Genomic DNA, 17,997 nt, shown 5'->3' with positions numbered 1-17,997 from the left:
GAAGTGGCAACACTTGCCGCTTACTTGCTGTAGTCGTACACCCCACGCCCGGTCTTCCGCCCGAGCCTGCCGGCCGTCACCATCTCGCGCAGCAGCGGGCACGCGCGATACTTCGGATCGCCGAAGTCTTTCACGAACACGTCCATCACCGCGAGGCACACGTCGAGGCCGACGAGGTCGGCCAGCGCGAGCGGCCCGATCGGGTGGTTCGCGCCGAGCTTCATCCCGGCGTCGATCTCCTCGGCCGACGCGATGCCTTCCGCCAGCACGAAGAACGCCTCGTTGATCATCGGCACGAGAATCCGGTTCACGACGAAGCCCGGCGAATTGCGCACGCCGATCGGCGACTTGTCGAAACGCTCGGTCAGCTCGCGCACCGCCTGCGCGGTCGCGTCGCTCGTCTGCAGCCCGCGGATGATCTCGACGAGCGGCATCAGCGGCACCGGGTTGAAGAAGTGCATGCCGACGAAGCGCGCCGGATCGGCGAGCGGCGCCGCGAGCGCGGTGATCGAGATCGACGACGTGTTGGTCGCGATGATCGCTTCCGGCCGCGCGACGGACTCGATCTGCTTCAGGATGCGGCCCTTCAGCTCGACGTTCTCGGTCGCGGCTTCGATCACGATATCGGCCGACGCGAGCTTCGCGTAGTCGGTCGACGTCGTGATGCGCGCCAGCGCCGCATCGCGCGTGGCGGCGTCGAGCTTGTCCTTCGACACGAGCCGCTCGAGGCTGCCCTTCAGCGTCGCGATGCCCTTCTCGAGCGCCGCGTCGCTGACGTCGATCATCACGACGTTGAGACCCGCAACGGCGGCGGTCTGCGCAATGCCGTTGCCCATGGTTCCGGCGCCCACGACGCCGACGATTTCGATGGCCATGAAATTTCCTGTGTGTTCGGGTGCTGAGCGTTCGATTATCAGATGTTCTCGAAGATCGCAGCAATCCCCTGGCCGCCGCCGATACACATCGTCACGAGCGCGTAACGCCCGCCGATGCGCTTCAGTTCGTACAGCGCCTTGACCGTGATCAGCGCGCCGGTCGCACCGATCGGGTGGCCGAGCGAGATGCCCGAACCGTTCGGGTTGACCTTCGCCGGATCGAGGCCGAGCTCCTGCGTGACCGCGCACGCCTGGGCCGCGAACGCCTCGTTCGCCTCGATCACGTCGAGATCGCCGATCTTCAGGCCCGCGCGTTCGAGCGCCTTCTGCGTGGCCGGCACCGGGCCGATGCCCATGTACGCCGGATCGACACCCGCGTGCGCATACGCGACGAGGCGGGCGAGCGGCTTCACGCCCTGCGCGCGGGCAGCGTCCGCACTCATCATCAGCACGGCCGCGGCCGCATCGTTGATGCCCGACGCGTTGCCGGCCGTCACGGTGCCGTTCTCCTTCTGGAACACCGGCTTCAGCTTCGTGAAATCATCCGCGCTGGCTTCGAGGCGCACGTGCTCGTCGGTGTCGAACGCAACTTCACCCTTCTTCGTGCGGATCGAGATCGGCAGGATCTGATCCTTGAAGCGCCCTTCCGCGATCGCGCGCGCCGCGCGACGATGCGATTCGAGCGCCAGCGCATCCTGCGCGTCGCGCGAAATGCCGTACTTCGCCGCGACGTTCTCTGCCGTCACGCCCATGTGGATCGTCTGGAACGGGTCGTGCAGCGCGCCGAGCATCATGTCGACGAGCTTGCCGTCGCCCATACGCTGGCCGAAGCGCGCGGCCGGCACCGTGTACGGGGCACGGCTCATGCTTTCCGAGCCGCCGCCGATCGCGATGTCGGCGTCGCCGAGCATGATCGTCTGCGCGGCCGACACGATCGCCTGCAGGCCCGACCCGCACAGGCGGTTCACGGTCAGCGCGGGCGTGTGCTGCGCCACGCCGCCGTTGATCGCCGCGACACGCGCGAGATACATGTCCTTCGGCTCGGTGTTCACGACGTGGCCGAACACGACATGCCCGACCGCGTCGCCCGGCACGTTCGCACGCGACAGCACTTCGGCGACCACCTTCGCACCGAGGTCGGTCGGCGAGAAATCCTTCAGGCTGCCGCCGAAATCACCGATCGCGGTACGGACACCGCTCACCACCACGACTTCTTTCGCTGCATTGCTCATCGTCTCACTCCGGTTCGTTCGCGCCCGCAGGCGCGGGGATGCGTTGCGTTACATGTTCGGGTAGTTCGGCCCGCCACCGCCTTCCGGCGTGACCCACACGATGTTCTGCGTCGGGTCCTTGATGTCGCAGGTCTTGCAGTGCACGCAGTTCTGCGCGTTGATCACCAGGCGATCGCTGCCGTCGTCGTTCTTCACGAATTCATACACGGCTGCCGGGCAGAAACGGCCCTCCGGCCCCGCGTACGTGCGCAGGTTCACGTTCACCGGCACGCTCGCGTCCTTCAGCGTCAGGTGCGCCGGCTGGTTCTCCTCGTGGTTCGTGTTCGAGATGAACACCGACGACAGACGATCGAACGTCAGCTTGCCGTCCGGCTTCGGATACTCGATCGGCTGGCATTGCGACGCCGGCTTCAGCATCTCGTGATCCGCATGCTTGTGGTGCAGCGTCCACGGCACGTTGCCGCCCATCACCTTCTGCTCGAGCCCGACCATCAGCGTACCGAGGTACAGCCCCTTGGCCATCCACTGCTTGAAGTTGCGCGCGCGGTACAGCTCCGTGTACAGCCACGATTGCTTGAAGGCATCCGGGTACGCGTTGAGCTCGTCGCTCTGGCGGCCGGCCTGCACCGCGTCGAATGCCGCGTCGGCCGCCAGCATCCCGGTCTTGATCGCCGCATGGCTGCCCTTGATCCGCGATGCGTTCAGGAAGCCCGCGTCGTCGCCGATCAGCGCGCCGCCCGGGAACACCGTCTTCGGCAGCGACAGCAGCCCGCCCGCGGTGATCGCACGCGCGCCGTACGACACGCGCTTGCCGCCTTCCAGGAACGCGCGGATCGACGGGTGCGTCTTGTAGCGCTGGAATTCCTCGAACGGCGACAGGTACGGGTTCGTGTAGCCGAGGCCGACCACGAAGCCGACCACGACCTGGTTGTTGTCCATGTGATACAGGAACGAGCCGCCATACGTATCCGACTTCAGCGGCCAGCCGGCCGTGTGGATCACGAGGCCCGGCTTGTGCTTGGCCGGATCGATCTCCCACAGTTCCTTGATGCCGATCCCGTAGGCCTGCGGATCGGTGTTCGCGTCGAGCTTGAACTTCGAGATCAGCTGGCGGCCGAGGTGGCCGCGGCAGCCTTCGGCGAACAGCGTGTACTTCGCGTGCAGCTCCATGCCGAGCTGGAAGTTCTCGGTCGGCTCCCCGTCCTTGCCCACGCCCATGTTGCCGGTCGCGACGCCTTTGACCGAGCCGTCGTCGTTGTACAGGATCTCAGCGGCCGGGAAGCCCGGGAAGATCTCGACGCCCAGCGCTTCGGCCTGCGCCCCAAGCCAGCGCGTGACGTTGCCCAGCGAAATCACGTAGTTGCCGTGGTTCTGGAAGTTCGCGGGCAGCGCCCAGTTCGGTGTGGTGACCGCGCTCTTCTCGGACAGGAACAGGAAGCGGTCTTCCGTCACCTCGACGTCGAGCGGCGCGCCGCGTTCCTTCCAGTCGGGGAACAGCTCGGTGATCGCGCGCGGGTCCATCACCGCGCCCGACAGGATGTGCGCGCCGATCTCTGAACCCTTCTCGAGCACGCACACGCCGATCTCGGTGCCTTTCTCGGCGGCCAGCTGCTTGAGCCGGATCGCCGCCGACAGCCCGGCGGGGCCGCCGCCAACGATCACGACGTCGTATTCCATCGATTCGCGCGGGCCGTACTGCGCGAGCAAGTCCTGTGTGGTCAAAATCCTGTCTCCTCCTGCGTCCCGACCGTCAGCCGGTCAGAACTGGTCTTCCGTCAACGCGAGCACGCCCTCGTTGCCCTTCGTGCCGACGATCGACGCTTCGAATGCGCCCGCCTGCACCAGCACGTGCTCCGCATAGCATTGTGCGATCGCGATCTTCGCATCGAAGAACGCCGGATCGCTCGCGCGGTTCGCGTGCGCCGCCACCAGCGCGCGGCCCATCTGCCACCCGCACAGCACCACGCCCGCCAGCTTCAGGTACGGCACGCTGCCCGCGAACACCGCGTTCGGGTCCTGCTTCACGTTCGCCACCACGTAATCGACCACCGACGACAGCGCCTTCGCGCCCTTCTCCAGCTGCGCCTTCACCGACGCGGCCGCCGCGCCGTCCAGCTTGCCCAGCGCCGCCACCGTGTCGCCGATCTCCGCGATCAGCGCCTTCGCCACCGCGCCGCCGTCGCGCATCGTCTTGCGGCCCACCAGGTCGTTCGCCTGGATCGCCGTCGTGCCTTCGTAGATCGCCAGGATACGGGCATCGCGGTAATACTGCGCTGCACCCGTCTCCTCGATGAAGCCCATCCCGCCGTGCACCTGCACGCCGAGGCTCGCCACGTCGTTCACCATCTCCGTGCTCCAACCCTTCACCACCGGCACCAGATACTCGTAGATTGCCTGATGACGGGCTCGCGTCGCCTCGTCCGAATGGCGGTGGGCAATGTCGCTGTGCGCGGCGGCCACGTAGGCCAGCGCGCGTGCGCCTTCGGTCAGCGCGCGCATCGTGCCGAGCATGCGGCGCACGTCCGGGTGATGGATGATCGTCACCGACTGCTTGGCCGAACCATCGACCGGGCGGCTCTGCACGCGTTCCTTCGCGAATTCCGCGGCCTTCTGGTATGCGCGGTCGGCCACGCCGATCCCCTGCATGCCGACGCCGAAGCGCGCCGCGTTCATCATGATGAACATGTATTCGAGGCCGCGGTTTTCCTCGCCGACCAGGTAGCCGATCGCGCCGCCGTGGTCGCCGTACTGCAGCACCGCCGTCGGGCTCGCCTTGATCCCGAGCTTGTGCTCGATCGACACGCAGTGCACGTCGTTGCGTGCGCCGAGCGAGCCGTCGTCGTTGACCAGGAACTTCGGCACGATGAACAGCGAGATGCCCTTCACGCCTTCCGGCGCGTTCGGCGTGCGCGCCAGCACCAGGTGGACGATGTTGTCCGCCATGTCGTGCTCGCCCCACGTGATGAAGATCTTCGTGCCGAACACCTTGTACGTGCCGTCGCCCTGCGGCTCGGCGCGCGAGCGCACCAGCGCGAGGTCGGAGCCGGCCTGCGGCTCGGTCAGGTTCATCGTGCCGGTCCATTCGCCGGAGATCAGCTTCGGCACGTAGCGCTGCTTTTGTTCGTCGGTGCCGGCCGTCAGCAGCGCTTCGATCGCGCCGTCGGTGAGCAGCGGACAGAGCGCGAACGACAGGTTCGATGCGTTGAGCATCTCGATGCACGGCGTCGCGATCAGCTTCGGCAGCCCCTGGCCGTCGTATTCGGACGGATGCTGCAGCCCCTGCCAGCCGCCTTCGACGAACTGGCGGAATGCTTCGCCGAAGCCCGGCGTTGCGGTCACGACGCCGTCCTTCCAACTGCTCGGGTTGCGGTCGCCTTCGACGTTCAGCGGGGCCAGCACCTCGCCGCAGAACTTCGCAGATTCGTCGAGCACGGCCTGCGCCGTGTCGTAACCGGCATCCTCGAAGCCCGGCAACTGCGCAACGGCGTCGATGCCGGCCAGTTCCTTCAGCACGAACAGCATGTCCTTGACGGGGGCGTGATAGCTCATGGTCGATGTTCCAATCAGACGTTTTATGAGGGGCGCTCTCGGGCGAGAGGCGGGAAAAACGGCTCAGGCCCGGGCGACGACGTGAGGCATCGTAATCCTAGGGCAGGCGATTCTTATTGTCATATCCGGCCCATGTGGTGACAAAATCGGCCACGGGATTGGGGGGTTGGGCGGGGGGAAGGCTGGCTGGGTGGGGGTTTGGGCGGGATCTCGTTTGGCGATTCGGGGGGATTGGTGAGCAAACGGTGTGCCGCGTTGGCGGGAGGGTGCCGGCGAGGTGGCCAGATTTGTGTGGTGGCTTGTGGGGCTGCGGGTTTACCTTGAGCCGCGATGTGGGCTGCGCACCGGTAGGCGATTCCGGCGCGACGCCGGGAAGTACCTGATGTCGAAACGATCACGCGGAGGTCGGAGAGCGCTTGAATTCCGCGCAACAAACCTCGAAGTGAAGAAAGATCCTCTATGACGTGAGTCGGGGTCACGGACCGTCCTGAGCGCGACTGGATCCGTGCCCACGGGCCGCGCCGCAAAAACACCGAAACAATGCCTGCCGCGCCGGTTCGACATCGTTGTCGAGCCCATCGCCGGCGCAAGTGATCTGCGGTGGATCGAGCCCGTTCGTCTCGGCAATGATGCGTTCGAAAAGCGTGTGTCCGGCTTTTCCACACCCAAGGATGCGGACAATGCGACGATATCGGCCGGCAAGCCGAGTGCGCGGAGCGCATGTCCCGTGTCGACGGGCTGATTCCCCGCGAAGCCTACCGGAGTTCCGGCTTCGCGCCACCGTTTCAAGCATGGCACGGCGCCGGGGTACAGATCTTCTGCGGTCACCGCATCGACGCGCCCGATTCACTCGCGTTCTTAACGCAACGCGGCGAAGTCGACACCGGGCCTCATGAGGTCGAACACCGTGCGATGATGCTCACCACGCTCGATCGCTGCTCTGAGGGACGTGTGAAACACGCATCGCGAAACGCCGAGATAGCCGGCCCATTCGTTCCAGTCGCGAGTATCCTCGACCAACGTTTCGTCGACGCCGAAAAACATGGTCTCTGTTCTCATCGCGCAAGCAGAGCTCTACGCGGCAAGTTTGCAGTTTTCAGCAATTCCGGGAATCGTTGCCCATTGGGCTACCTGCCAGGAGGCAACATCTCGCATCACCGGGACATAGCCTTTCGAACGGCTGCCATTCCCAAGGAGTGCCCCTTTCCACTTGGACATGGAACCTCACCAATCGTTGACTGACGATCTACAGATCTTCGACCTTCATAGACCAGATGAAACAGATCAAAGAAAACCGGTATGATCTCGGTATATGCACAGTGCAGCCTTAGCAAATTTCGGGGATTCAGGCAATGAGTGGCGAAAGCATTCAAGATCAGCTTAACAATAATCGACGTAGCGTTTCTTTCGACAGTTACGATCTCGCCGTTAGACAAATAACAGACATGCTTGCGGAGAAAATGATTGATATCGCTCCCGAGTATCAACGTCACTTTAAGTGGAACCCGGAGCGTCAGTCTCAGCTGATAGAGTCGCTTATGCTCGGAATTCCAGTACCGAGCTTGTTCATGGCAACAAATTCAGATTCGTCATGGGAAGTTATTGATGGGCTACAACGAATCACCACGATCATAAATTTCATCGGATCAGAAAATCTAATCAAAGAAATCAATCCGCATGGAAATAAGCTTCGACTAACAGGACTTGAGAAACTGACAGCAATGAACGGCCTAACATTCGATGAATTGCCGAAGTCCATTCAGATAATGTTTAACACTCGACCAATAAGAGTAACCGTTCTAAATGATCGCAGTGACTTTGGCGTGCGATTCGACTTATTCGAACGCCTGAATACCGGCGGAATTACCCTGCACCCCCAAGAAATCAGAAATTGCATTTTTCTCGGCCCATTTAATGATTTCATCAAGACTTGCGCAAAGAATAAGAATTTCAGGAATATCATTAAATTGCCACAAGATGCCGAACGCAGCGGCAGTCTCGAGGAGCTCGTTTTAAAATTCTTCGCGTATTACGAAGACAAAGAGAAATTTGTGCATAGCGTCGAAGGCTTCCTCAATGACTATATGGAGCAAAAAACTCTCACTTTCAAGAACGAAAAAACATTAAAATCAGTCTTCGATTCGACGTTCAAACTTTTAAACGAAAGCTTGCCGGATGGAATTGTCCGCGGCAACCGAAAAAATACTACACCGATAGTCTTGTATGAGGCAATAAGCGTTGGTACAGCGCTGGCAATTTCCGATAAAAAATCAGTATCTTCGGAGAAGCTTAAATTGTTGCTGGACAATCCCAAGCTCAAAAAGTTGACAACTGGCGCGACTAACAGCCGAAAGATGTTGCTCGAACGCCTTGCGCTAGTCCACGAGGCTTGCCAGGAATGACATTTAGCGCTGCGAGAAGGATCGCAACTGAGAGATTGAATGAGGTACTCCTCTACCTCAACCATGTTACCTCCATGGAGCCACCGGCAGGAAGTCCAGCTCCTCAAGAGGTAAAGATAATGCGAGGCTTGTTTTACGTTCAATTGTATGGAGCCTTGGAGAAAGCAACCACCGACTCACTCCAGCAATTATTAACGAAAATTGGAGAACTTCAACCGAAGAATTGTCATGTGATTTTGCCGTTCAATGTCATCTCCATGTCGCGAAAATGGAAATCCCTTAAGGCCAGCGGCTATAAAGACGCCCTGTCTCGTGTCCGGGAGTTCTTTCTGGCTGTTCAGGAAAGTAAATACCACGGCATAGAAGAGTCAATCTTCGCAGATATCGTCCAGAATATATGGGCCAAGACTATCGATGATATTGTATTGGCGCTAGGGATCACCGGGTTCTCGCTATCAGTTTCTGACCGAGCACTCCTGGATGAATTGGTTGACAAGCGAAATGCCATCGCCCACGGACGTGAAAGTCCATCAAAGATTGGAGAGCGCGATAGGTGTGACGACCTCAGAAGACGATTGAATCAAGTTCAAACGATCATCTTCATCCTTATTGATCGAATTGAGAGTTATTTTGAGGCAAGAGAGTTTGTGTATGCACCTGACAAAGTACACTACCCGTAAATAGTGATAAATCGCCAGCTGTCTGAGGAGACGCTGGCCGTAAAGCCGAATCGGTCGAACCAAGTGCTAACCACAATGCCAACACGGAAGACCCTGGTGCACTAAAGGGTCGACCGCGTTCCAACTATGTCAATAATTGCGCAAGTGCTACTGCATCATTCGAGTAACGGTTGCAGACACGTGGGAAGGTGACGCTCTCCTGTCATCATAAAAAGTAAAATTAACTGCACGAATCTTCTGGTGGTCCAAACCTGCAAGCGCGACGTTTGCATTTCGACCAGCGACTGGAAACCACTACTGACCGATGCCAGGGTCACCGCCCCTCGATTCGTTCGTCCTGAATCAAACAGGACGCTTACCCGATTCCCCCTACTTCACCACCACCAACGGCCCCACAAACGCCTCAAAGTGCGGCAACCAGATCGGTATCGCCTCCGCGACCGAGAACATCCCGTGCCCGTTCTTGCCAAACGGCGGCTCGACAACCATCTGCCCGCGCCCACCCGCCCCCTGAAACGCGGCAAACCACGTCGCCACCACCTCCGGTGCGAAATACTTGTCGTTCTGCACGTAATGCCAAAGCACCGGCACCCGCGTCGTGCTCGCGAAATGCCCGATCGTGTCGGCCATCTGCTTCGGATCGCACGGCATGCCGGGATGAGTCGCCGGGTTCCCGCCACGTCCACCCGAGAAGTTCACCACCGCGACCACGCCCTGCGGCGCGTAGCTCGCCGCCGCCAGCGAAGCAAAACCGCCCGCCGATTGCCCGACCAATACAACGCGGTTTCGATCCACCTGCGGCAACGTCTGCGCATACCGCACCGCCGCGAGCACATCGCGCGCGGCCTGCTGCCCCGCAGCAAGATAATCGGGATGCCGGCACGAACCCGCATCCTCTTCATCGACCCCGCCCGTCGCTCCATACCCGCGGCGAATCGGCACGATGACCGCGAAACCGAGCTTCACGAACGTCCGGATCTGCGGCAACGCGCGATAGCGGCGCACCTTCGGCCGGTCGCGCGGATCGGGCGGGCTGCCGTGGCTCAGCACGATCAGCGGAAAGGGTCCGGGGCCATCCGGCATGTACGTGGTGGCGACGATGTCGCGCGTGCTTGCCCCCTCATCGACCGGAACCTTGACGACGGTTTCATGCAGATCCGGCGCGATGGACGTGTCGTCGACCGCCGTCGCTGCACAGCCGACGACGGAAGCGATCAACGCGCCCGAGATGAGCAACCAGCCTAATCGGCTAGCGATCCGGTTTCGACGAACGACGATGCTCATGGGTGATCTCTCCACGAATCCGCAACCGACGGCCCACGCTGCCGCGACGCATGCGGCGAAGGCGTCAGTGTATCCGGGCGGCGAAGGTGCATGTTGCGGCGGCGTCAGTCACGGGCGGATAGACCGGCGCTGCAACTTCAAGCCGAACTTCACCATCCCCAACGGCAGCGTGAAAACGACGATCTCGCCGCGCGCGTTCCAACGTACACCGAATCATCGTGTCATCCGATGGCCTATTACGTACGGTAATATTGCGACTCGATGAAGTGAATAGCAGAATCCCGAGCGGACACCATGATTGAAGAACGCATACCGTCCCGCACACATCGCGCTGTTTGGCCGCTGTCTCTGTCGGCCGGGAACGATCCCGTCGATACCAGCCCGGCCTTTTCCGGCCTAAAGCGACATCACCCCTCCGGCATACCTGCCGCGGGAAACCTCGACGCACCGACGCATACGGCTCGCCCGCCACGATCACACCCCTCCCTTGACGCCACAGCTATCCAATCGCATGACTGTCCCGTCGTGAATCGACGCAACGCCACGCTTTGGAGCACGAAATGAAACTCGGTGGGCTGGGCCGCAAGATTGCGGTGTCGATGGCGGAGCTGGCGCTCGGCATCATGCTGATCGTCGTGCTGATGACTTATGTGTTCTACTACGTGATGCTCCGGCACTGGAGCGAGTTTTGCCACCAGACAAGCTGGATTCCGTCCAACCCCGAGTGGATATGCCTGGGTATCACGCTGCTGATCGGCCTGATACTCGCCATTGTCGTGTCGGCCCGGCTCGCGCATCGGATCCTCGTGCCGCTCAACTCGGTTGCGGACAGCATTCGTCGCGTCGCCAGGGGCGACCTGACCGCGCGCGCCGTCGCCGGCGATCGATCGATTCACGAAGCCGCCCTGATCGCGGACGACTTCAATGCGCTCGCCACCCAGCTGCAGCGGATGACGGACGAGCAGGCATTCTGGAACGCCGCGATCGCGCACGAACTGCGTACGCCGGTCACGGTCCTGCGCGGGCGGTTGCAGGGTCTGGCCGAAGGCGTCTTTCAGCCGGGCGAGGCGCTGTTCCGAAGCCTGTTGACCCAGGCGGAAGGATTGACGCGCCTGATCGAGGATCTCCGCGTGATCAGCCTCGCCGAAAGCGGGCATCTGACCGTCAGCATCCAGGAGACCGACCTGGCGACGCACGTCAAGGCGGTCGTCGACATGTTCGAGGATTCGCTGGCCGCGGCCGGTCAACACATGGTGCTCGATCTCGATACGCGGCCCGTGCGCTGCGACGCGTTCCGGATGCGCCAGGCGCTGCTCGCCCTGCTGGAGAATGCACGGCGCTACGCGGTGCCCGGCGCGATCCGCATTCACACGCGGATCGAAAGCGGAGCGTGCCAGCTGGTGGTCGAAGACGAAGGCCCGGGCATCCCCGCCGATTGCGCAGCCCGGATCTTCGATGCCTTCCGGCGCGTGGACGATACGCATTCCGACCAGAAAGGCGGCAGCGGCCTGGGGCTGGCCGTGGTGGCGGCCATTGCGCAGGCGCACGACGGAGAAGCATCGTGTCGCCCAACCGCGCGCGGCGGCACGTCGTTCGCGTTGCGCTGGCCCGACAGCCCCGCATCGGCGCGCACGGCCGCGCCGAGCCGGAACGACCTCCAGTCCACGACGCAGCGCACCGCCGACACAGACCCGCGTTAGGCCTCGCGGCGAGCGGTAGACACGCCTTGTGCGCCGCCCCGCCTCCTCGCCCCCCCGGCCGCTCCGGCAGCGGAACGGGAGGCGCGCCGGCCCTGATCCATCCCGCGCCGCCGCCCGCCGAAGCGAACCGCGCAATGGCATCCCCCGGGCGCCGGCCCGGGCATGCCGATGGCACACACCCACCGGCATTTCATCAGACGATTGCGTCATTCCGGGATACCCGCGCCACCCACACCGCTTCCAGATAGCGCCAAGCCCCCCCCGGCGCCCATCACCTTCCAGCTCGCCCCGCCCGCGAATCCCCCTCCCGCCACTCTTTCACGCCCTCCATCAAACCTCCATCTTTCCGCACAAAAAACTCCATCGGGCGCACGCACACTTCGCTCCGAACATGCGGGCCACTGGATGCCTGCGTCACATGGAGTCCACATGAAAAATCAGAAACGAGCCTGCTACGGCGCCGTGTGCGCGCTGGTGGCGGCGATGCTGGCGGGCTGCGGGCCCACCGAACAGCAGGCCGCCGCGCCGGCCACCCCGGTTGCGGCGATGACGCTGGCGGCCGCTCCCCTCGACCTGACCGAAGACCTGCCGGGCCGCGTCGCGGCCGTCCGGATCGCCGAGATCCGGCCGCAGGTCAGCGGCATCGTGCAGCGGCGGCTGTTCGAACAGGGCACGGAAGTCCGTGCCGGCCAGCCGCTGTTCCAGATCAACCCGGCGCCGTTCAAGGCCGACATGGACACGGCCGCGGCCGCCCTGCAACGCGCGGAAGCCGCGCTCGCGCGGGCCAAGGTGCAGACCACCCGTCTCAAGCCGCTGGTCGAGGCCGACGCGATCAGCCGTCAGGTCTACGACGACTCGGTATCGCAACGCGACCAGGCGGCCGCCGACGTCGCGCAGGCGCGCGCGACGCTCGCCCGCCGCCAGCTCGACCTGAAGTTCGCGACCGTCGAAGCGCCGATCACGGGCCGCATCGACCAGGCCCTCGTGACCGAGGGTGCGCTGGTCGCGAGCAGCGACAGCCAGCCGATGGCACGCATCCAGCAGATCGACCAGGTGTACGTGGACGTGCGCCAGCCGGCCGCATCGCTCGAAGCGCTGCGCGGCGCGCTCGCGGCCCAGCCGGACACCGCGGGCAACGGGCTGCCGGTCGACGTGCTGCGCGACGACGACTCGCGCTACGACGTGAAGGGCCGCATGCTGTTCTCGGGCGTCAACGTCGACCCGGGCACCGGCGACGTGCTGTTGCGCGTGCTGGTCGACAACCCGAAGCGCGAGCTGCTGCCGGGCATGTACGTGCGCGCCCGCATCCCGCGCGGGCACTTCGAGAACGCGCTGACCGTGCCGCAACAGGCGATCGTCCGCGCGGGCGGCAAGCCGCAGGTCTGGGTGCTCGACGCGAAGAGCCAGGCGCACCTGAAGGCCGTCGAGGTGGGCGAGCTGACGAACCGCAGCTATCGCATCAAGTCGGGGCTGCAGGCGGGCCAGAAGATCGTCGTCGAAGGCATGGAGCGCCTGAGCGACGGCGCGCCCGTGACGGCGACCGCCTGGAAGGCGCCTGAAGCGGTCAAGACCGCTTCGTCGCACTGAGTCACGGGGAGCCTCCAGTCATGTCCCAATTCTTCATCCGGCGCCCGGTCTTCGCGTGGGTGATCGCCCTCTTCATCATCCTGCTGGGCCTGATCGCCATCCCCGAACTGCCGGTTGCGCGCTATCCGTCGGTCGCGCCGCCGACCGTCACCATTACCGCCACCTACCCGGGCGCCACGCCGCAGACGATGACCGACAGCGTGCTGAGCCTCATCGAGCGCGAGCTGTCCGGCGTCCGCAACCTGCTGTACTTCGAATCGGCGTCGGATACGTCCGGCCAGGCAAAGATCACCGCGACCTTCAAGCCCGGCACCGATTCGGCGATGGCACAGGTCGAGGTGCAGAACAAGCTCAAGTCGGTCGAGCCGCGCCTGCCGCCCGTCGTGCGGCAAAACGGCGTGATCGTCGAGTCCGCCTCCACCGGCTTCCTGTTGTTCGTCGGCCTGAAGTCGGACAGCGGCCGCTATGACGAAAACGCGCTGGCCGACTACATGGCGCGCAACGTCGTCGAGGACCTGCGCCGTGTCGAAGGTGTCGGCAAGGTGCAGCTGTTCGGCTCCGAACAGGCGATGCGCATCTGGGTCGATCCGCAGAAGCTGATCACCTACGGCCTGTCGATGAACGACCTGACGACGGCCGTCGCGCAGCAGAACGTGCAGATCGCCCCGGGCAGCCTCGGTGCGGCGCCCGCGCTGCCGGGCCAGCGCGTGACGGTACCGCTCACCGCGCAAGGCCAGCTCACGTCGCCCGAGCAGTTCGCGAAGATCGTGCTGCGCGCGAACGCGAACGGCTCGAAGGTCGTGCTCGGCGACGTCGCGCGGGTCGAGCTCGGCCCGCAGTCGTTCACCTTCGTCAACAGCGAGAACGGCAAACCCGCGACCTTCGCCGGCGTGCAGCTGGCGCCGGGCGCCAACGCGGTGAAGACCGCCGAGGCCGTGCGCGAGCAACTGGACATGATCGCCAAGACGATGCCGTCCGGCATGACCTACTCGATCCCGTTCGATACCGCGCCGTTCGTGAAGATCTCGATCGAGAAGGTGATTCACACGCTGATCGAAGCGATGGTGCTCGTGTTCCTGGTGATGTACCTGTTCCTGCAGAACGTGCGCTACACGCTGATCCCGGCGATCGTCGCGCCGGTGGCGATGCTCGGCACCTTCACGGTCATGCTGATGACGGGCTTCTCGATCAACGTGCTGACGATGTTCGGCATGGTGCTCGCGATCGGCATCATCGTCGACGATGCGATCGTCGTCGTGGAAAACGTCGAACGCCTGATGGTGGAAGAAGGCCTGTCGCCGAAGGACGCGACGATCAAGGCCATGAAGGAAATCACCGGCGCGATCATCGGCATCACGCTGGTGCTGACGGCCGTGTTCCTGCCGATGGCGATGTCGAGCGGTTCGGTCGGCGTGATCTATCAGCAGTTCACGATGTCGATGGCCGTGTCGATCATGTTCTCGGCCCTGCTCGCGCTGACGCTGACGCCGGCCCTGTGCGCGACGATGCTCAAGCCGGTCGAGCATGGCCATCACGAGAAGCGCGGCTTCTTCGGCTGGTTCAACCGCCGCTTCGACCGCATGACGAGCTGGTACGAAACGCGCGTCGGCAAGCTGGTCGGCCGCACGGGCCGCGTGATGCTGCTGTTCGTCGCGATTTCCACCGCGCTGGTGTTCGGCTTCCGCATGCTGCCGTCGTCGTTCCTGCCCGAGGAAGACCAGGGCTACTTCATGACCGGCTTCCTGCTCCCGTCGGATTCGACCGTCGAGCGCACGGGCGACGTGGTCAAGACTCTCGAGAAGCATCTCGCGTCGCGTCCGGGCATCGAGTCGAGCATCTCCATCATCGGCTACGGCTTCTCGGGCCTCGGCTCCAACGCCGCGCTGAACTACGCGGTGCTCAAGGACTGGGACAAGCGCGACGGGGCAAACGCGATGGACGAAGCGATGCGCGCGCAGGCCGCGATGGGCGGCGTGACGGAAGGCACGGTCATGAGCCTGTTGCCGCCGGCGATCGACGGGCTGGGCACCAGCTCGGGCTTCACGATGCGCCTGCAGGATCGCGCGAACCAGGGCTACGCGGCACTCAAGGCGGCTGAAGCCAAGCTGCTCGAACTGGCCGCGCAAAGCAAGGTGGTGACCGGCGTCTATCCGGACAGCCTGCCGGCCGGCACGAGCGTGAAGCTGGACATCGACCGCGACAAGGCCGAAGCGCTCGGCGTGTCGTTCACGACCATCAGCGACACGCTGTCGGCCGCGATGGGTTCGACCTACGTGAACGACTTCCCGAACGCGGGCCGCATGCAGCAGGTGATCATCCAGGCGGATGCGCCGGCCCGCATGCAGATCGAGAACGTGATGAAGCTCTACGTGCGCAACGCGACCGGCGGCATGGTGCCGCTGTCCGAAGTGGTGCGTCCGGTCTGGTCGGAAACCCCGCTGCAGCTGGTGCGCTTCCAGGGTTACCCGTCCGCACGGATCTCCGGCGGCTCGGCCCCCGGCTACTCCAGCGGCGCGGCGATGGCCGAGATGGAGCATCTGGCCGCGCAGTTGCCGCCGGGCTTCACGGTCGCGTGGACCGGCCAGTCGCTGCAGGAGCGTGAGTCGGCTTCGCAGGCGCCGATGCTGATGGCGCTGTCGATGGTCGTCGTGTTCCTGGTGCTCGCGGCGCTCTACGAGAGCTGGGCGATTCCGCTGTCGGTGATGCTGGTGGTGCCGCTCGGCCTGATCGGCGCGCTCGCCGCGGTGATGTTGCGCGGGATGCCGAACGACGTGTTCTTCAAGGTCGGGATGATCACCGTGATCGGCCTGTCGGCGAAGAACGCGATCCTGATCGTGGAAGTCGCGAAGCAGTTGCGCGAGCAAGGCATGGGGCTGATCGAGTCGGCCGTGCAGGCATCCAGGCTGCGGCTGCGCCCGATCCTGATGACCTCGCTCGCGTTCGGCCTCGGCGTGGTCCCGCTGATGATTGCGACCGGCGCCAGCGCCGAAACGCAGCACGCGATCGGCACCGGCGTGTTCGGCGGCATGGTGACCGCCACCGTGCTGGCCATTTTCTTCGTTCCGGTTTTCTACGTGTTCGTGATGAGCATCCAGGAACGCCTCTCGGCATGGCGCGCATCCGGCAAGAAGCCCGCCGCCGTGACCCACGAACATGAAGGTTGATGCCATGCGATTACTCATTCTTTCCGCAGCGGTTTCCGCCGCGCTCGCGCTGTCGGCGTGCTCGATGGCGCCGAAGCTGGTCAAGCCCGAAATGCCGGTGCCGACCGCCTATACGACCGCGGTCGCGGCCGACCAGCACGCGAACGCCGCCGATCTCGGCTGGCGCTCGATGTTCGGCGACCGTCGCCTGCAGCGCCTGATCGAGCTCGCGCTCGAGAACAACCGCGACCTGCGCCTGGCCGCGCTGAACGTTCAGGCGGCCGAAGCGCAGTACGGCATCCAGCGTTCCGCGCGCCTGCCGTCGATCGGCGCCGGCGCGAGCTTCACGCGCCAGCGCACGGCCGCCGACTCGCAATCGAACCCGCCGCTGCTCGAGAACACGCAGAACCAGTACGGCGTGAACATCGGTCTCAGCGCGTTCGAGATCGACCTGTTCGGCCGCGTGAAGTCGCTGTCGGATGCCGCGTTCGCGCGCTACCTCGCGACCGATCACGGCCGCCGGGCAGTGCAGATCGCGCTCGTCGGCTCCGTGGCCAACGCGTATTTCGCCGAGCGTCTCGCGCAAGAGCAGCGCGCGCTGTCCGAACGCACGCTGAACGACTGGCGCCAGTCGCTCGACCTCGCGCGGCGCCTGAAGCTCGCGGATCAGGCTAGCGGCGTCGACATCGCGCAGGCCGAAGGCCAGGTCGCGAGCGCCAGCGCCGATCTCGAGGCGCGTTCGCGCGCCGTCGAGCAGGCGGGCAACGCGCTGCGGCTGCTGGTCGGCACCGACCTGCCGAAGAACCTGCCCGATCCGCTGTCGCTGGAGCGCCAGCCGGTGATGACCAAGCTGCCGGCCGGCCTGCCGTCGGAACTGCTGTACCGCCGGCCGGACATCCAGCAGGCCGAGCAGAATCTCGTCGCCGCCAACGCCGACATCGGCGCGGCGCGCGCGGCATTCTTCCCGCGCCTGTCGCTGACGTCGTCGATCGGCTTCCTCAGCCCTGGGCTGGGCAGCCTGTTCGACGGCGGCCAGCGCGTGTGGAGTTTCGCGCCGCAGGTCACGCTGCCGATCTTCCAGGGCGGGCGGCTGCGTTCCGAGCTGAATCTCGCAGAAGTGCGCAAGTCCAGCGCGGTCGTCGAGTACGAACGCTCGATCCAGACCGCGTTCCGCGAAGTGGCCGATGGCCTCGCCGGGCGCGAGACCTTCAGCCGCCAGATCGACGCGCAGACCAAGGTCGTGAAGAGCGCCGAGCGCCGGACCGATCTCGTGAACCTGCGCTATCGCGCCGGCATCGAGGACCGGCTGGAACTGCTCGACTCGCAGCGCCAGCTGTATGCCGCGCGCCAGACGTTGCTGGATCTGCGCAACGCCGAACTGGGCAACGCGGTCGCGCTCTACAAGGCGCTCGGTGGCGGGCTGACCGACACCGACGTGCCTCCCGCCAACAGCGTGGCAAAAAACTGAGCAACGGGCCGTCGCCCATCCGTTCGCGACGACCGAAAGCACGGTGAAGTCCGGCGGCGCACGTGCCGCGCCGCCGG

At 64.1% G+C, this 17,997-nt stretch carries 12 protein-coding genes; 6 read left to right on the top strand and 6 right to left on the bottom strand.

What is annotated here, in order from left to right; all coding sequences use genetic code 11:
• Positions 1 to 20 precede the first annotated feature (20 nt).
• The 5 genes from CFB34_RS38570 to CFB34_RS38550 all read right to left on the bottom strand — a co-directional run bounded on the left by CFB34_RS38570 (position 21) and on the right by CFB34_RS38550 (position 6,700).
• Positions 21 to 875, bottom strand: coding sequence for a 3-hydroxybutyryl-CoA dehydrogenase (locus tag CFB34_RS38570; protein WP_089444042.1), 855 nt, complete (start codon positions 873 to 875; stop codon positions 21 to 23).
• A 38-nt stretch (positions 876 to 913) separates the two neighbouring features.
• Complete coding sequence (bktB, locus tag CFB34_RS38565) at positions 914 to 2,107, bottom strand: beta-ketothiolase BktB (protein WP_046546666.1); 1,194 nt, start codon at positions 2,105 to 2,107, stop codon at positions 914 to 916.
• 48 nt (positions 2,108 to 2,155) lie between these two features.
• On the bottom strand, positions 2,156 to 3,829 hold the full coding sequence (locus tag CFB34_RS38560; RefSeq protein ID WP_242808792.1) for an electron transfer flavoprotein-ubiquinone oxidoreductase: 1,674 nt from the start codon (positions 3,827 to 3,829) through the stop codon (positions 2,156 to 2,158).
• Positions 3,830 to 3,865: 36 nt separating this feature from the next.
• Positions 3,866 to 5,656, bottom strand: a complete 1,791-nt coding sequence (locus CFB34_RS38555) for an acyl-CoA dehydrogenase (RefSeq protein WP_069250176.1) — start codon at positions 5,654 to 5,656, stop codon at positions 3,866 to 3,868.
• Positions 5,657 to 6,514: 858 nt separating this feature from the next.
• Positions 6,515 to 6,700, bottom strand: a complete 186-nt coding sequence (locus CFB34_RS38550; RefSeq protein WP_089444019.1) for a hypothetical protein — start codon at positions 6,698 to 6,700, stop codon at positions 6,515 to 6,517.
• A gap of 308 nt (positions 6,701 to 7,008) precedes the next feature.
• Between CFB34_RS38550 and CFB34_RS38545 the strand changes: the two genes are divergently transcribed.
• Complete coding sequence (locus tag CFB34_RS38545) at positions 7,009 to 8,058, top strand: DUF262 domain-containing protein (RefSeq protein ID WP_089444018.1); 1,050 nt, start codon at positions 7,009 to 7,011, stop codon at positions 8,056 to 8,058.
• Between the two features lie 35 nt (positions 8,059 to 8,093).
• Complete coding sequence (locus CFB34_RS38540) at positions 8,094 to 8,738, top strand: MAE_28990/MAE_18760 family HEPN-like nuclease (protein WP_143329552.1); 645 nt, start codon at positions 8,094 to 8,096, stop codon at positions 8,736 to 8,738.
• A gap of 369 nt (positions 8,739 to 9,107) precedes the next feature.
• Here the strand turns inward: CFB34_RS38540 and CFB34_RS38535 are convergent, their stop codons facing one another.
• The gene (locus CFB34_RS38535; protein WP_089444017.1) at positions 9,108 to 10,022 is read right to left on the bottom strand and encodes a prolyl oligopeptidase family serine peptidase; all 915 of its coding nucleotides are present in this window, start codon (positions 10,020 to 10,022) and stop codon (positions 9,108 to 9,110) included.
• A gap of 560 nt (positions 10,023 to 10,582) precedes the next feature.
• Between CFB34_RS38535 and CFB34_RS38530 the strand changes: the two genes are divergently transcribed.
• From CFB34_RS38530 to CFB34_RS38515, 4 genes are all read left to right on the top strand, one after another.
• A complete protein-coding gene (locus CFB34_RS38530) occupies positions 10,583 to 11,722 on the top strand; it encodes an ATP-binding protein (RefSeq protein ID WP_089444016.1) in 1,140 nt (379 codons plus the stop codon).
• A gap of 429 nt (positions 11,723 to 12,151) precedes the next feature.
• On the top strand, positions 12,152 to 13,309 hold the full coding sequence (locus tag CFB34_RS38525) for an efflux RND transporter periplasmic adaptor subunit (RefSeq protein ID WP_089444015.1): 1,158 nt from the start codon (positions 12,152 to 12,154) through the stop codon (positions 13,307 to 13,309).
• A gap of 20 nt (positions 13,310 to 13,329) precedes the next feature.
• Entirely contained in the window at positions 13,330 to 16,473 is a 3,144-nt protein-coding gene (locus CFB34_RS38520; protein ID WP_089444014.1) for a multidrug efflux RND transporter permease subunit, read from the top strand.
• Positions 16,474 to 16,477: 4 nt separating this feature from the next.
• Positions 16,478 to 17,920: an efflux transporter outer membrane subunit gene (locus tag CFB34_RS38515; protein ID WP_089444013.1), complete on the top strand. Its 1,443-nt coding sequence runs from the start codon at positions 16,478 to 16,480 to the stop codon at positions 17,918 to 17,920.
• Positions 17,921 to 17,997: the final 77 nt, after the last annotated feature.

Origin of the sequence: Burkholderia sp. HI4860 (genome assembly GCF_002223045.2) — a bacterium.
Lineage (GTDB): Bacteria > Pseudomonadota > Gammaproteobacteria > Burkholderiales > Burkholderiaceae > Burkholderia.
The sequence above is the reverse complement of the archived record's forward strand: the minus strand, read 5'-3'. Positions and strand labels throughout refer to the sequence as shown.

Coding starts and splice junctions, on each gene's coding strand:
- CFB34_RS38570 (WP_089444042.1), bottom strand. CDS start 875: ATGGCCATCGAAATCGTCGGCGTCGTGGGCGCCGGAACCATGGGCAAC.
- bktB (WP_046546666.1), bottom strand. CDS start 2,107: ATGAGCAATGCAGCGAAAGAAGTCGTGGTGGTGAGCGGTGTCCGTACC.
- CFB34_RS38555 (WP_069250176.1), bottom strand. CDS start 5,656: ATGAGCTATCACGCCCCCGTCAAGGACATGCTGTTCGTGCTGAAGGAA.
- CFB34_RS38550 (WP_089444019.1), bottom strand. CDS start 6,700: ATGTTTTTCGGCGTCGACGAAACGTTGGTCGAGGATACTCGCGACTGG.
- CFB34_RS38545 (WP_089444018.1), top strand. CDS start 7,009: ATGAGTGGCGAAAGCATTCAAGATCAGCTTAACAATAATCGACGTAGC.
- CFB34_RS38535 (WP_089444017.1), bottom strand. CDS start 10,022: ATGAGCATCGTCGTTCGTCGAAACCGGATCGCTAGCCGATTAGGCTGG.
- CFB34_RS38530 (WP_089444016.1), top strand. CDS start 10,583: ATGAAACTCGGTGGGCTGGGCCGCAAGATTGCGGTGTCGATGGCGGAG.
- CFB34_RS38525 (WP_089444015.1), top strand. CDS start 12,152: ATGAAAAATCAGAAACGAGCCTGCTACGGCGCCGTGTGCGCGCTGGTG.
- CFB34_RS38520 (WP_089444014.1), top strand. CDS start 13,330: ATGTCCCAATTCTTCATCCGGCGCCCGGTCTTCGCGTGGGTGATCGCC.
- CFB34_RS38515 (WP_089444013.1), top strand. CDS start 16,478: ATGCGATTACTCATTCTTTCCGCAGCGGTTTCCGCCGCGCTCGCGCTG.